Below are 14,133 nucleotides of genomic sequence, written 5' to 3'. Positions count from 1 at the left end.
ATCAGAGCAACTTTAAGGAATTAGGAGGAGCTACAATGTTGGAGTTTGATACAAGTGTAGATCAGTTAGCAACGATTAAAGTAATTGGAGTCGGCGGCGGCGGTAACAATGCCGTAAACCGAATGATTGAACATGGTGTGCAAGGGGTAGAATTTATTGCAGTCAACACAGACGCGCAAGCTTTAAATCTATCAAAAGCAGAAATTAAAATGCAAATTGGTGCGAAATTAACAAGAGGTTTAGGTGCCGGAGCAAACCCTGAAGTTGGGAAAAAAGCAGCAGAAGAAAGCAAAGAGCAAATCCAAGAAGCACTAAAAGGTGCAGATATGGTATTCGTAACGGCTGGTATGGGAGGCGGTACGGGTACTGGAGCAGCTCCTGTAATCGCTCAAATTGCCCGTGAATTAGGGGCATTAACAGTAGGTGTTGTCACACGTCCATTCACATTTGAAGGTCGCAAACGTGCAACACAAGCTGCAGGCGGAATCTCGGCAATGAAAGAAGCGGTTGATACGCTAATCGTCATTCCAAATGATCGTCTATTAGAGATTGTGGATAAAAATACACCAATGCTTGAAGCGTTCCGTGAAGCGGATAACGTACTTCGTCAAGGTGTACAAGGTATCTCTGACTTAATCGCTGTACCAGGGTTAATTAACCTTGATTTTGCCGATGTTAAAACAATTATGTCAAACAAAGGTTCTGCGTTAATGGGAATCGGGATTGCGACAGGGGAAAATCGTGCAGCAGAAGCAGCGAAAAAAGCCATTTCAAGTCCACTTCTTGAAACGTCTATCGATGGTGCTCAAGGTGTGTTAATGAACATTACGGGCGGAACAAACTTAAGCCTGTATGAAGTTCAAGAAGCAGCAGACATCGTAGCATCTGCTTCTGATCAAGAAGTAAACATGATTTTCGGTTCGGTTATTAACGAAAATCTAAAAGATGAAATTGTTGTGACAGTGATTGCAACAGGATTTACAGAGCAAGATCTTGCTCAAGTAAAACCAGGTGCACGTCCAGGACTAGGCGCTTCTAAGCCAGCAGCTCCTTCTTCAGCTCAACCAAAGCGTGAAACAAAGCGTGAAGAGCCTGTACAGCCACAAACGGACTATAATCGTCCAGCACAACAAGAGGAAGCGTTAGACATTCCAACGTTCTTACGTAACCGTAATCGTAGACGATAAGAAAGACAAAAAGCGATGGGCCAAGCCCATCGCTTTTTTTTGTGCTTTTTTTAGTGAAAACAGAAAGTGACAAGAAAAGCGCTTATTCTTCAAAACTTCTTGAAAATTATCAGCATGAACTGACAGACTTCCTAATAGGATGTACTATATACTATTTTTTAACAGAAAAAATAAAAATGATAGGGGAGTCGAAGCCGGTTGTCTGTCTATTTAGATGTGATTTGGTTACTGAATTTTGGACTTGATACGATGCTTCTAGTGCTTTGTGCCATCATTTTAAAACGAAGGTTTAAATGGTGGAGGATGATGATCGGGGGATTGTTCGGTTCGCTCATCGTCATTTTTATGTTTACGCCCTTGTCCCAAATTATGCTACACCCTGCCACTAAAATTGCGACATCTGTTGTGATGATTTTGACCGCCTTTGGATATAAACGCTTGCGGTATTTACTAGAGAACTTACTAACGTTTTATTTTGCAACATTTGTGGTTGGTGGTGGATTAATGGGAATGCACTTTTTGTTTACGGATATGTTTATTTCATCCGGAGGTGAGGTTTTCACGTCTTCAAATGCCTACGGAGACCCAGTTAGCTGGTTATTAGTATTACTAGGAAGTCCGCTTCTTTTTTACTTTTCGAAAAAGCGTATTGAAGATGTCAATATGAAAACCATCACGTTCGATCAGCTTGTTCAGGTAGAAATCATGATGAATGACACGCCGCTAACAGTAGATGGTTTGTTGGATAGTGGGAACCAGCTTTACGATCCACTCACAAAAACACCTGTTATGATTGTCCAGGCAGATCAACTAACAGATTTACTTCCTGCTTCTATCATCGAAAGCAGTGCCAATTTAAAAGACTTTAATTTTTCAATTGAACCAGAATGGTATAACCGTATTCGCCTCGTGCCATATCGAAGCGTTGGACAATCAGGCCAGTTTTTAATGGCGGTTAAACCGGACTACGTGACAATTATTCAGCAAGGGGAGCGCATCGTAGCAAAGCAGTGCTTAATTGGAATTAGTCATACTCAGCTTTCACCCGAGAATTTGTATCAATGTGTGGTTCATCCTAAACTGCTCGTAAGTGGAAAAATTTCCTCTGCTTCTTAGAAACGAACGCCAATGATGGGCGCTCTTATGAAACCCACTATTATCATACGCACGACATTTCAAAATTAGAAGGGAGATCGAACATGGCTGCTCTTAGAATTCGCCTGCAATTATGGTGGTACAAATTATTAATGAAGTTAGGGTTTAAATCGGATGAAGTATATTACATTGGTGGAAGTGAAGCGCTGCCGCCTCCTCTAAGCAAAGAAGAAGAAGAAGTGCTATTAAATCGCCTCCCATCTGGAGATGAGGCAGCTCGCTCCTTGTTAATTGAGCGTAATTTACGACTCGTTGTATACATTGCACGGAAGTTTGAAAACACGGGGATCAATATTGAAGATTTAATTAGCATCGGAACCATTGGACTCATCAAAGCCGTTAATACGTTTAATCCTGAAAAGAAAATTAAGCTTGCTACATATGCCTCGCGGTGTATTGAAAATGAAATTCTGATGTATTTGCGCCGGAACAACAAAATCCGCTCTGAAGTATCATTTGATGAGCCTCTTAACATCGATTGGGATGGAAATGAACTGCTGCTTTCTGATGTATTAGGAACTGAAGAAGATATCATTACAAAAGACTTAGAAGCAAACGTGGATCGTAAATTGCTATTAAAGGCGTTGCATCAGCTCAACGACCGGGAAAAGCAAATTATGGAGCTGCGCTTCGGATTGCAAGGTGGCGAAGAAAAAACGCAAAAAGATGTAGCAGATATGCTAGGGATTTCGCAGTCTTATATCTCTCGCCTGGAAAAACGAATTATTAAACGACTCCGAAAAGAGTTTAATAAAATGGTGTGACAATAGTCGGAATTATCAAATGCATATTTTTTCCTTCGAAGGAGATAATGAGTTTTGTACATCATCTCATCTCCTGTTAGGAGGGAAAAAGTTGTCAAGGAACAAAGTAGAAATCTGCGGTGTAGATACTTCAAAACTTCCTGTACTGAAAAATGAGGAAATGCGTAAGCTGTTTCAGCAAATGCAGAGTGGTGACATTACAGCACGGGAAAAGTTAGTTAACGGGAATTTGCGTTTAGTCTTAAGTGTAATTCAGCGATTTAACAACCGAGGAGAGTTTGTGGATGATCTCTTTCAGGTAGGCTGCATTGGGCTTATGAAATCAATTGATAATTTTGATCTCGGTCAAAACGTGAAGTTCTCAACCTATGCTGTTCCTATGATCATTGGAGAAATTCGTCGTTATCTACGTGATAACAACCCAATTCGTGTGTCGCGTTCACTTCGAGATATCGCTTATAAAGCGCTGCAAGTAAGAGAACGTCTCATGAGTGAAACCTCCAAAGAACCAACAGCAGAAGATATTTCAAAAGTACTAGATGTACCACATGAAGAGATTGTCTTTGCTCTTGATGCCATTCAAGATCCAGTATCATTATTCGAACCGATTTACAATGACGGCGGAGATCCGATTTATGTGATGGATCAGCTGAGCGATGAGCGAAATCGGGACTCGCATTGGATCGAAGAGATCGCGCTAAAAGAAGGTATGCGAAGACTTAATGAACGCGAAAAGCTGATCCTGAGAAAGCGCTTCTTCCAAGGCAAAACACAGATGGAAGTAGCAGATGAAATTGGAATTTCACAGGCTCAGGTATCAAGGCTTGAGAAGGCAGCTATCAAACAAATGAATAAAAATATTCAAAGCTAAAGGCCGGGCGAAAGCTCGGTCTTTAACTTTGACAAAACATACATGAACAAGCCGCAGTCTTAATATACATAGTATAAATGCATAAAGTAGCGAGTGCTTCAAGAAGAGAAGAAGTCTCTGAATGAGCGAGTGGTCGTTTAAAAAGGAGGAGCGTTACTATGATTAAGATTTCGGATTTTCAAATGAAGGACGTTGTGAATGTAGCAAACGGAAAGAAATTAGGAAATGTAGGAGATATCGATATTAATTTGGGAACGGGGAAAATCGAGTCGGTCATTATCAACCATTCCTCTCGAATGTTAGGTTTCTTTGGAAAGGACGAGGATATTGTCATTCCGTGGCGAAATATTGTAAAGATTGGAGAAGATGTGATCTTAGTTCGTCACAAACAAACCGAAGAAGACGAAAACAAATAATTTTCTATTGTCAATCGTTTTTTCTTGTATGGTACAATGGAGGGAGATATAGTAGATTATAGAAAGGAACGTGTATCTTGTATGCATAAAGAACCGTTTCAACCATCACATCATGATTCTTTTCTCGCTGTACCTGAATGGAATCAACATGATTCAAACCTAATTGTGGGGTTTTCAACGAAAAATGGCGGCGTGAGCCAAAACGAGTTTGAGAGCCTTAACTTAGGTCTACATGTAGACGATAAAAAAGAAGACGTGCTTCAAAATCGTCGTATTTTAGCGGAAGCCGTTGACGTACCTTTAGAACAATGGACATTTGCTGAGCAGGTTCATAACAACAACGTAATGAAAGTATCATCAGAAGATGCAGGCAAAGGAATGGCCGATTACGAAAAAGGTATGCCTCAAACCGACGCTATTTACACAGATCAATCGAATCTATTATTAGCACTCTGTTTTGCAGATTGTGTGCCTCTTTATTTCTATGAACCAACTCGTGGACTTATTGGGTTAGCTCACGCAGGCTGGAAAGGCACCGTGAAAAATATTGCGGGCGAAATGGTGAACGCTTGGGTGAAGAATGAAGGCGTTGCGGTTGAGAACATACGGGCTGTTATTGGACCTTCTATCGGAGCTTGCTGCTATCATGTGGATGATTATGTCATTAAGTTTGTGGATGAAGCAATTGGGAATAATAAAGTAGACGTTTATCAAGAGGTAAGCAAGGGGCAGTATGCTCTTAACTTACAGGCTTTGAACGCTTTTCTACTCGAGAAAGCCGGTGTAAAAACGGCAAACATTCGCTCTACGTCCCGTTGCACATCATGTGAAGAAGATCTGTTTTTCTCACATCGACGTGATCGTGGAAAAACAGGGCGTATGCTTAGCTTTATTGGATACAAGGAGGTTTAAGTACATATTGACCGTATTGCATAATTTAGAACAAATTAAACAAAACATTGCTGAAGCGTGTAAGCGAGCTGGCAGAAACCCAAATGAGGTTAATATTATCGCTGTTACAAAATATGTATCTGTCGAACGTGCGAAAGAAGCAATTGAAGCAGGCGTTCAACATCTTGGTGAAAACCGTGATCAAGGCTTGCATGCGAAGCAGGAAGTGATCACAGATCCTGTAAATTGGCACTTTATTGGCAGCTTACAAACGCGAAAAGTGAAGAGCGTTATTCATGATATAGACTATCTTCATTCACTCGATCGCTTGTCCCTTGCAGAGGAAGTTCAAAAACGGGCGAGCGACACCGTCAAATGCTTCATTCAGGTGAATGTAGCAGAAGAGCAGTCAAAGCATGGACTGTCCGTAGATGAGGTCATTCCGTTTATTGAATCGCTTCACGACTTTTCACATATCCAGATCGTAGGCTTAATGACGATGGCTCCACATACTGATGATCAAGCACTGCTGCGTCATTGCTTTCATACATTAAAACAGCTTCAAAAGGATGTACAAGCTCTTCAGCTAGCGTACGCACCATGTACTGAGCTTTCTATGGGGATGTCAAACGATTACGAAATTGCCGTTGAAGAAGGCGCGACGTACATTCGTTTAGGAACCACATTAGTTGGTAATGAAATTTAGGAGGTGCATGTTATGAGTATTAAAAGAAGATTTCAAAGCTTTTTTGCGCTCGATGATGAAACAGAGTATGAGGAAGTAGAGCAAGAAAGACAGCCTGCACAAAGAGAAGTACAGCGTGAGGCGCAGCATCCTGTGCCACAGCAACAGCTTCCTGCACAGCAGAGCCAAAGCAAACAACAAAATGTCATCAGCTTGCAAAGTGTTCAAAAGCATCCAACAAAGATGATTTTAACAGAGCCGCGTGCCTATTCTGAGGCACAGGAAATTACAGATCACCTAAAAGCGAAAAAGGTAGTCGTTGTGAACCTACATCGCGTTGCGCGTGATCAAGCCGTTCGTATTGTAGACTTTTTAAGCGGAACGGTGTATGCCCTAGGTGGAGATATTCAAAAAGTGGGTGAGAATATTTTTCTCTGCACGCCTGATAATGTAGACGTATCAGGAACGATTTCAACGCTTATGGCAGAGCAAGAGCAAAATGTGAAGAGGTGGTAGCCGTATATGATGCTATTTGAGCAAATTGTTCTTCAGCTATTGGAGATTTATTCTTGGGCGCTGATCATTTATATTCTGATGTCATGGGTTCCATCCATCCAAGAATCAGTATTTGGTCGTTTTTTAGGTGCCATTTGTGAACCTTATTTAGCCCCGTTTCGAAGAATTATCCCACCGATTGGGGGCATGCTAGATATTTCTCCAATTGTGGCAATTTTCTTGTTGAATTTTGCTAAGGCGGGTGTCAGCACGCTATTTGGAATCGTGTAGCATTCCGTTTGCAACTTAGGTGAAGCCGTTTTTAACATAAACCATAAAAAGGAATCCATCCGATTCCTTTTTTTACATGCTGGTATCAATAGATGGAGAGATTTTATGAGTATTTATCAACATTTTCGTAAGGAAGAGCATGAGTTTATTGATCATGTGTTGGAATGGAAAGAAGAGGTTCAAAATCAATACAGCCCCAAGCTCACTGATTTTCTCGACCCAAGAGAACAAGAAATGGTAAGTGCCATTATTGGAAAAGGAAACGATGTGCTTGTTTCCTTCTTTGGTGGAGTGGATTGGACGGAGCGAAAGCGTGCTCTTTTATACCCTGATTATTACACGCCTACTGAAGAGGATTACGGGGTAGCGTGTTATGAGATTGAGTATCCACAAAAGTTTGTCACGATCGAGCACCCGCAAATATTAGGCTCGCTCATGTCATTAGGCTTAAGACGCTCAAAGTTCGGGGACATCACGGTTGGTGAGAACGTACAGCTAGTTGTTGCGAAGGAAATTGCGTCTTACATTGAGATGAACCTCGAATCAATAGGACGAGCTAAGGTAAGCCTTCGCCCTATTACAGCGGCTGATCTTATTCATGTGGAAGAAGAGTACATGGAACGGTCTGCAACGGTATCATCATTGCGTATTGATGTTGTGCTTGCTGCGATTCATAATTTATCTCGGCAAAAAGTGCAGCCATTTATTTCTTCTGGTCACGTAAAAGTAAATTGGAAGGTGATTGAACAGCCGTCCTTTGAGTGCCAAGAGGGAGACGTTCTTTCACTTCGAGGTCACGGAAGAAGTAAAATTTTGACGATTGATGGCAAAACAAAGAAAGATAAATGGCGCATAACCGTCGGAAAACAAAAATAATTTAGTCATAAAGAAGGATATATAAACAAATTGTCGAATAATCAATCATTATTGGAAATGGACAAAGAGACAACACGGAGGTGGCGACTATGCCTTTAACCCCTTTAGATATTCATAACAAAGAATTTAATAGAGGATTTCGCGGGTATGATGAGGACGAAGTAAACGAATTTTTGGATCAGGTGATTAAAGATTACGAAATGCTCATTCGTGAAAAGAAAGAGCTTGAAACAAAAACGGAAGAGCTAACACAACGATTAGGTCACTTTACAAACATTGAAGAAACGCTGAATAAGTCAATTTTAATTGCTCAAGAGGCGGCAGAAGAAGTGAAGCGTAACGCTCAAAAAGAAGCAAAGCTGATCATTAAAGAATCAGAGAAAAACGCAGATCGTATTATTAACGAAGCGTTATCGAAATCACGTCGTATTGCGTTTGACATCGAGGAATTGAAAAAGCAGTCAAAGGTATTCCGTACACGCTTTAAAATGCTTGTCGAAGCACAGCTTGAAATGCTTGAAAGTGATGACTGGGATCATCTATTAGAATATCAAACATCTTTTGAAGAGCAGCTTCAAAAAACAGCTCGTTCAGAATAAGAACGAAGGTTCTTGACTTCTTTCTTCTAAATATCATATAATTTTGTAACGAGTTCTTTTTATACAACATCAAACAAGGAAAGGGACAGTAATTTCTTCGTCAAAACTGTGAAAAGCGAATCGAGGGTAGTGAAAGCTCGGTGGCAGTTGAAGAAATGAACATCACCCTGGAGTTCCGTGCTGAAATCAAAGAGTAAGCATTGGCGTCTCATTCGCGTTAAGAATGCTTGAGAGGACTTTACCCTTTCCTTTTATTATATAAAAGCTGTAAAGTCTACAAGGGTGGTACCGCGAGAGACCTTCTCGTCCCTTTTTTGGGATGAGAAGGTCTTTTTTGTTTTGGATTTGTATAAACAATCGATTATTATTTGTGGAGGTTTGACGATGAATTATAAAGACACGTTATTAATGCCGAAAACAGAATTCCCGATGCGTGGAAATCTGCCGAACCGTGAGCCTGAAATTCAACAAAAATGGGAAGAAATGAACATCTATGAAAAAGTACAAGAGCGTACAAAAGGTCGTCCGCTTTTTGTTCTTCATGATGGTCCTCCGTATGCAAACGGTGATATTCATATGGGACATGCTCTGAATAAAGTCTTAAAGGACTTTATCGTTCGCTTTAAATCCATGACTGGTTTTCAAGCGCCGTATGTTCCAGGATGGGATACGCACGGTCTTCCGATTGAAACAGCGCTAACAAAAAATAAAAAAGTAAAACGCAAAGAAATGAGCGTAGCGGAATTCCGCAAGCTTTGTGAAGAATATGCGTGGCAGCAAATTAACAACCAGCGCGAGCAGTTCAAACGTCTAGGTGTACGCGGAGATTGGGAAAACCCATACGTAACGCTACAACCAGAATACGAAGCACAGCAAATCAAAGTATTCGGTGAAATGGCGAAAAAAGGCTATATCTACAAAGGGAAAAAGCCAGTGTACTGGTCTCCTTCAAGTGAATCTGCACTAGCAGAAGCAGAAATTGAGTACTACGACAAGCGCTCAGCGTCTATTTATGTGGCGTTCCCTGTAAAAGACGGAAAAGGCGTATTAGAAAACGATGAAAAATTCATCATCTGGACGACAACTCCTTGGACAATGCCAGCGAACTTAGGGATTTCTGTCAACGCTGATTTAGACTATAGCGTAGTAGCTGTAAACGGTGAAAAATACATCGTTGCATCCGAGCTTCTTGAAACAGTGGCAAAAGAAATTGAGTGGGAAAACTACGAAGTGGTTCGCACAGTTAAAGGTGCTGAACTTGATCGCGTTGTTGCGACACATCCTTTATACGGACGTGACTCGCTTGTGATGCTTGGTGACCACGTTACAACGGACGCAGGTACTGGCTGTGTTCATACGGCTCCAGGTCACGGGGAAGATGACTTTATCATCGGACAAAAATACGGTCTAGACGTTCTTTGCCCAGTTGATGAGAAAGGGTACATGACGGAAGAAGCAGGCGAATTTGCAGGTTTATTCTATGACGAGGCGAACAAGCCAATTACGCAAAAGCTTGAGGAAGTTGGCGCATTAGTAAAACTAAGCTTTATTACGCATTCATATCCACATGACTGGCGTACGAAAAAACCGACAATCTTCCGTGCAACCGCACAGTGGTTTGCGTCGATCAAAGATTTCCGCAATGAGCTATTAGATGCAATCAAAGAAACAAAATGGGTTCCAACATGGGGAGAAACACGCTTATTTAACATGGTTCGTGACCGTGGTGACTGGTGTATTTCTCGTCAGCGTGCATGGGGTGTTCCAATTCCAGTATTTTATGCTGAGAACGGTGAGCCAATCATTACAGATGAAACAATCGCACACGTATCAGATCTATTCAGAGAACATGGATCAAACGTATGGTTTGAACGTGAAACAGCGGATCTATTACCAGAAGGCTTCACGCATGAAGGTAGCCCGAACGGTCAATTTACAAAAGAAACAGACATCATGGACGTATGGTTTGACTCAGGTTCATCTCACCAAGCAGTGCTTGAAGAGCGCGATGATCTACAGCGTCCAGCAGATTTATATCTGGAAGGATCTGACCAATACCGCGGCTGGTTCAACTCATCTCTTTCTACAGGCGTAGCTGTAACAGGAAAAGCTCCTTATAAAGCCGTATTAAGCCACGGATTTGCGCTTGACGGAGATGGTCGCAAAATGAGTAAATCACTTGGGAACGTCGTCGTTCCTTCGAAAGTCATGAATCAACTTGGTGGTGACATTTTACGTCTATGGGTTGCTTCTGTTGACTATCAAGCAGACGTACGTGTTTCTGATAACATTTTAAAACAAGTTGCTGAAGTATATCGTAAAATCCGCAATACGTTCCGTTTCTTGTTAGGAAACTTAGCTGATTTTGATCCAGCAACACATACGGTTTCTTACGAAAATCTTCGTGAAGTGGATCAGTACATGCTTGTGAAATTAAATAGCCTCGTTGAGAAAGTAACAAAATCTTATGATCAATACGAGTTTGCGGCGATTTATCACGCAGTTCATAACTTCTGTACAATTGACTTAAGCTCATTCTACTTAGACTTTGCAAAAGACATTCTGTACATTGAAGCACCAGATCAAGCAGATCGCCGTGCGATTCAAACGGTTCTATATGAAACGTTATTATCATTAACGAAGCTTGTTGCGCCAATTCTTGCTCACACAGCAGAAGAAGTATGGGCACATATGCCACACGTAACGGAAGAAAGCGTTCAGTTAGTGGATATGCCAGAAGCAACAACGTATGAGAATGCTGATTCTCTTGTAGCGAAATGGGATGCGTTTATGGACCTTCGCGACAACGTGTTAAAAGCACTAGAAACAGCTCGTAATGAAAAAGTCATTGGAAAATCCCTAACAGCTCACGTGTCTCTTTATGCAAATGAAGAAACGAAAGCATTGTTAGAGTCCATTTCTGAAGACTTCAAACAGCTGTTCATCGTATCAGGCTTTGAGCTTGGCGGTGACCTTGCAGATGCTCCTGAATCTGCACAAACATTTGACGGTGCAGCAATTGTTGTAACGGCAGCAGAAGGTGAAACGTGTGATCGCTGCTGGATCGTAACGCCAACAGTTGGTCAAGATAGCGATCATCCTACGCTATGTGCTCGCTGTGCACAGGTTGTAAAAGAGAATTACGAAGGTTAAGAACAAGAAGAGAAATCTTGCATAGCCAAGATTTCTCTTTTTATTTGGATATTACCAAGTCCCATTCCCGTGCCCTTTTTGCTGAAAGGAAAAAGTTGTGGTGCAGACTGTTATTTTGTTGCGGTTACACTACAATTACAGTCGCAATCACATAAGGAGGAATAAGCATGGATGGGACATATTTTTCAATCAAAGAAGAACTTGAGATGACACGAATGGAATTACAAGATCGATTGTTAAAATATTATGCTGAAGGATTAGACTATCTTCCTCATTTAGTAACGCCTCAAGAGCAGTACGTTATTCAAAGCGTGAAAGCAGATTTACAGGATGTAGAACGAGCTTTATTAAAGCTTGAGTATGGTATTTTTGGCATTGATGAGCAAACGGGAGGTCGTCTTCCGATTGATAAACTTCGTATCTTGCCGACCGCTCGAACTGAAAATGATTTGCTATTTTTTTAAAACAGAGGGATGTACTTAAAAAAATGGCCAAACTGTGCTAAAATTCATTAGAATGTAGTTGCGTCATTTCAGTTAGGGGGAACGATTGTGTTCTATTATGTGATTGCTTTATTTGTTATCGTGTTAGATCAAGTATCTAAATGGATCATTGTAAAAGAAATGGAGTACGGACAAAGCATTACGATCATTGACAACGTTCTCTATATTACTTCTCACCGTAATCAAGGTGCAGCGTGGGGAATTCTACAAGGTAAGATGTGGTTCTTTTATTTGATTACGGTATTAGTTATTATAGGTATTATCGTCTTTTTAAACCGTCTGCCAAAGCGCGAGGTATGGCTTAAGGTAGCATTAGCGCTTATGCTTGGTGGAGCGATAGGGAACTTTATTGATCGTGTCATTCGTAAAGAAGTAGTAGACTTTATTCATACATACATCTTTAGTTATGATTTTCCGATTTTTAACGTAGCCGATTCCTCACTAGTTGTCGGTGTTGCAATCATGTTCATTGCCACAATTTTTGAGGGAAAACGAAAAAAGGAGTAGTTGAATGGAAGTTATTGAAGTAAAAGTAGAGGATGTACATCAATTTGAACGCCTTGATAAGGTGCTTACATCCCATAATCAAGATTGGTCTCGTACACAAGTTCAGCAATGGATTAAAAATGGAGACGTAACAGTTAATAATCAACCGTCAAAAGTGAATTATAAAGTAAAGTTAAACGACCAAATCGTTCTGACGATTCCTGAGCTTGAAGAATCAAACGTGGAAGCAGAAGAGATGGATTTGGATATTTATTATGAGGATGAAGACGTACTTGTCGTGAATAAGCCGCGTGGGATGGTCGTACATCCTGCACCTGGTCATACGAGCGGAACGCTTGTAAATGGTCTTATGGCTCATTGTAAGGACTTATCAGGCATTAATGGTGTGATGCGTCCTGGGATCGTACATCGCATTGATAAGGATACGTCAGGTCTCTTAATGGTCGCAAAAAATGATATGGCACACGAATCGTTAGTAAATCAGCTTGTGGCCAAAACCGTAACAAGACGCTACCGAGCGCTTGTGCACGGAATTATTCCCCATGATCATGGAACGATTGATGCCCCTATTGGACGCGACAAAATTGATCGTCAAAGCATGACGGTAACGGAAGAAAATAGCCGCGATGCTGTTACGCATTTTAACGTGCTTGAGAGATTCCGTGAATTTACGTATGTCGAGTGTCAGCTTGAAACAGGACGTACGCACCAAATTCGTGTTCACATGAAGTATATCGGTCATCCACTAGCTGGAGATCCGAAGTATGGACCAAGAAAAACGCTTCCGATTGACGGACAGGCTCTTCATGCGGGAGTATTAGGCTTTGAACATCCACGTACAGGTAAATACGTTGAGTTTGAAGCACCATTACCGAAAGAATTTGAAGAGATGTTGGATTTAGTCGCAAAAAGAAGTTGACATTTTTAAGAGTCTCGTACTATACTTGCTATAGTTAAATAATGAACCTTTAAGAACAGTCCCGTGAGGCTGAGAAGGAAACGGACGCTTGATCGCTAGGAAGAGGTGTATACCTTTTTAACTAGCAGACGTATGTCTAAAAATCCTCTCGCCAATCGGTGAGAGGATTTTTTTGTGAGGTGAAAGAAATGAATGTAAAAGCAACTGTACTAGATCAACAAGCCATTCGTCGTGCTTTAACACGAATCGCACATGAAATTATTGAACGAAACAAAGGTATTGAAAATAGCGTACTTGTCGGGATCCGAACTAGAGGCATTTATTTAGCAAAACGATTAGCGGAGCGAATCGAGCAAATCGAAGGGAAGCCGATCGAAGTAGGTGAGCTAGATATTACGCTCTACCGTGATGATTTAACGAAGGTAACGGATAACGAAGAACCGCTTGTGAAAGGTTCAGATATTACGTTTGATTTAAATAACAAGACGGTCATCCTTGTTGATGATGTGTTATACACAGGACGCACGGTTCGAGCAGCATTAGACGCGTTAGTCGATATTGGACGACCATCGCAAATCCAGCTTGCTGTCCTCGTAGACAGAGGACATCGTGAGCTTCCGATTCGAGCCGATTACGTTGGAAAGAATATCCCGACGTCAGCAGAAGAAAAAATAGCGGTACGATTAACAGAGATTGATCAAACCGACCAAGTGAGCATTTACGAAAATTAAAAACTGTTTCCCTTTTAAATGTAGTTCAGTGAGACTGCTAAGGGGCTTATGATAATAGAACAGGTGGAGTTCGTCTGTTTTGTTATACTT

Annotated in this window: 16 protein-coding genes and 1 other annotated feature; all 16 genes read left to right on the top strand. The window is 41.2% G+C overall.

Annotation, left to right across the window (positions count from 1 at the left end; genetic code table 11):
- Nucleotides 1–35 precede the first annotated feature (35 nt).
- Complete coding sequence (gene ftsZ / locus IE339_RS17635) at nucleotides 36–1,187, top strand: cell division protein FtsZ (RefSeq protein WP_242169653.1); 1,152 nt, start codon at nucleotides 36–38, stop codon at nucleotides 1,185–1,187.
- 198 nt (nucleotides 1,188–1,385) lie between these two features.
- Nucleotides 1,386–2,303 carry a sigma-E processing peptidase SpoIIGA gene (gene spoIIGA / locus IE339_RS17630; RefSeq protein WP_242169650.1) on the top strand — a complete coding sequence of 306 codons (918 nt, stop codon included), beginning with the start codon at nucleotides 1,386–1,388 and terminating at the stop codon, nucleotides 2,301–2,303.
- 83 nt (nucleotides 2,304–2,386) lie between these two features.
- Nucleotides 2,387–3,106 carry an RNA polymerase sporulation sigma factor SigE gene (gene sigE, locus IE339_RS17625; RefSeq protein ID WP_053403363.1) on the top strand — a complete coding sequence of 240 codons (720 nt, stop codon included), beginning with the start codon at nucleotides 2,387–2,389 and terminating at the stop codon, nucleotides 3,104–3,106.
- 91 nt (nucleotides 3,107–3,197) lie between these two features.
- The gene (sigG, locus tag IE339_RS17620) at nucleotides 3,198–3,977 is read left to right on the top strand and encodes an RNA polymerase sporulation sigma factor SigG (RefSeq protein WP_053403362.1); all 780 of its coding nucleotides are present in this window, start codon (nucleotides 3,198–3,200) and stop codon (nucleotides 3,975–3,977) included.
- Nucleotides 3,978–4,135: 158 nt separating this feature from the next.
- Complete coding sequence (locus tag IE339_RS17615) at nucleotides 4,136–4,393, top strand: YlmC/YmxH family sporulation protein (protein WP_053403361.1); 258 nt, start codon at nucleotides 4,136–4,138, stop codon at nucleotides 4,391–4,393.
- 81 nt (nucleotides 4,394–4,474) lie between these two features.
- Nucleotides 4,475–5,305: a peptidoglycan editing factor PgeF gene (pgeF, locus tag IE339_RS17610; RefSeq protein WP_242169648.1), complete on the top strand. Its 831-nt coding sequence runs from the start codon at nucleotides 4,475–4,477 to the stop codon at nucleotides 5,303–5,305.
- A gap of 7 nt (nucleotides 5,306–5,312) precedes the next feature.
- A complete protein-coding gene (locus tag IE339_RS17605; RefSeq protein ID WP_242169646.1) occupies nucleotides 5,313–5,990 on the top strand; it encodes a YggS family pyridoxal phosphate-dependent enzyme in 678 nt (225 codons plus the stop codon).
- A 12-nt stretch (nucleotides 5,991–6,002) separates the two neighbouring features.
- Nucleotides 6,003–6,485 carry a cell division protein SepF gene (locus IE339_RS17600; RefSeq protein WP_242169644.1) on the top strand — a complete coding sequence of 161 codons (483 nt, stop codon included), beginning with the start codon at nucleotides 6,003–6,005 and terminating at the stop codon, nucleotides 6,483–6,485.
- Nucleotides 6,486–6,491: 6 nt separating this feature from the next.
- Complete coding sequence (locus IE339_RS17595; protein WP_242169641.1) at nucleotides 6,492–6,755, top strand: YggT family protein; 264 nt, start codon at nucleotides 6,492–6,494, stop codon at nucleotides 6,753–6,755.
- Nucleotides 6,756–6,860: 105 nt separating this feature from the next.
- A complete protein-coding gene (locus IE339_RS17590; protein ID WP_242169638.1) occupies nucleotides 6,861–7,631 on the top strand; it encodes a YlmH family RNA-binding protein in 771 nt (256 codons plus the stop codon).
- Between the two features lie 89 nt (nucleotides 7,632–7,720).
- Entirely contained in the window at nucleotides 7,721–8,230 is a 510-nt protein-coding gene (locus tag IE339_RS17585; RefSeq protein WP_053403355.1) for a DivIVA domain-containing protein, read from the top strand.
- Between the two features lie 67 nt (nucleotides 8,231–8,297).
- Nucleotides 8,298–8,544, top strand: a binding site (T-box leader).
- Between the two features lie 70 nt (nucleotides 8,545–8,614).
- Nucleotides 8,615–11,383, top strand: a complete 2,769-nt coding sequence (gene ileS, locus IE339_RS17580) for an isoleucine--tRNA ligase (RefSeq protein WP_242169636.1) — start codon at nucleotides 8,615–8,617, stop codon at nucleotides 11,381–11,383.
- Between the two features lie 167 nt (nucleotides 11,384–11,550).
- Nucleotides 11,551–11,847: a conjugal transfer protein TraR gene (locus tag IE339_RS17575; protein WP_242169634.1), complete on the top strand. Its 297-nt coding sequence runs from the start codon at nucleotides 11,551–11,553 to the stop codon at nucleotides 11,845–11,847.
- 87 nt (nucleotides 11,848–11,934) lie between these two features.
- Nucleotides 11,935–12,393: a signal peptidase II gene (lspA, locus tag IE339_RS17570; RefSeq protein WP_053403352.1), complete on the top strand. Its 459-nt coding sequence runs from the start codon at nucleotides 11,935–11,937 to the stop codon at nucleotides 12,391–12,393.
- A 4-nt stretch (nucleotides 12,394–12,397) separates the two neighbouring features.
- Entirely contained in the window at nucleotides 12,398–13,312 is a 915-nt protein-coding gene (locus IE339_RS17565) for an RluA family pseudouridine synthase (protein ID WP_242169632.1), read from the top strand.
- A 188-nt stretch (nucleotides 13,313–13,500) separates the two neighbouring features.
- The gene (gene pyrR / locus IE339_RS17560) at nucleotides 13,501–14,043 is read left to right on the top strand and encodes a bifunctional pyr operon transcriptional regulator/uracil phosphoribosyltransferase PyrR (RefSeq protein WP_242169631.1); all 543 of its coding nucleotides are present in this window, start codon (nucleotides 13,501–13,503) and stop codon (nucleotides 14,041–14,043) included.
- The last annotated feature ends 90 nt before the right edge of the window (nucleotides 14,044–14,133 follow it).

Origin of the sequence: Priestia koreensis, from assembly GCF_022646885.1 — a bacterium.
GTDB lineage: Bacteria > Bacillota > Bacilli > Bacillales > Bacillaceae_H > Bacillus_AG > Bacillus_AG koreensis_A.
Note: the sequence above shows the minus strand (reverse complement) of the source record. Positions and strands in the feature narration are given on the sequence as shown.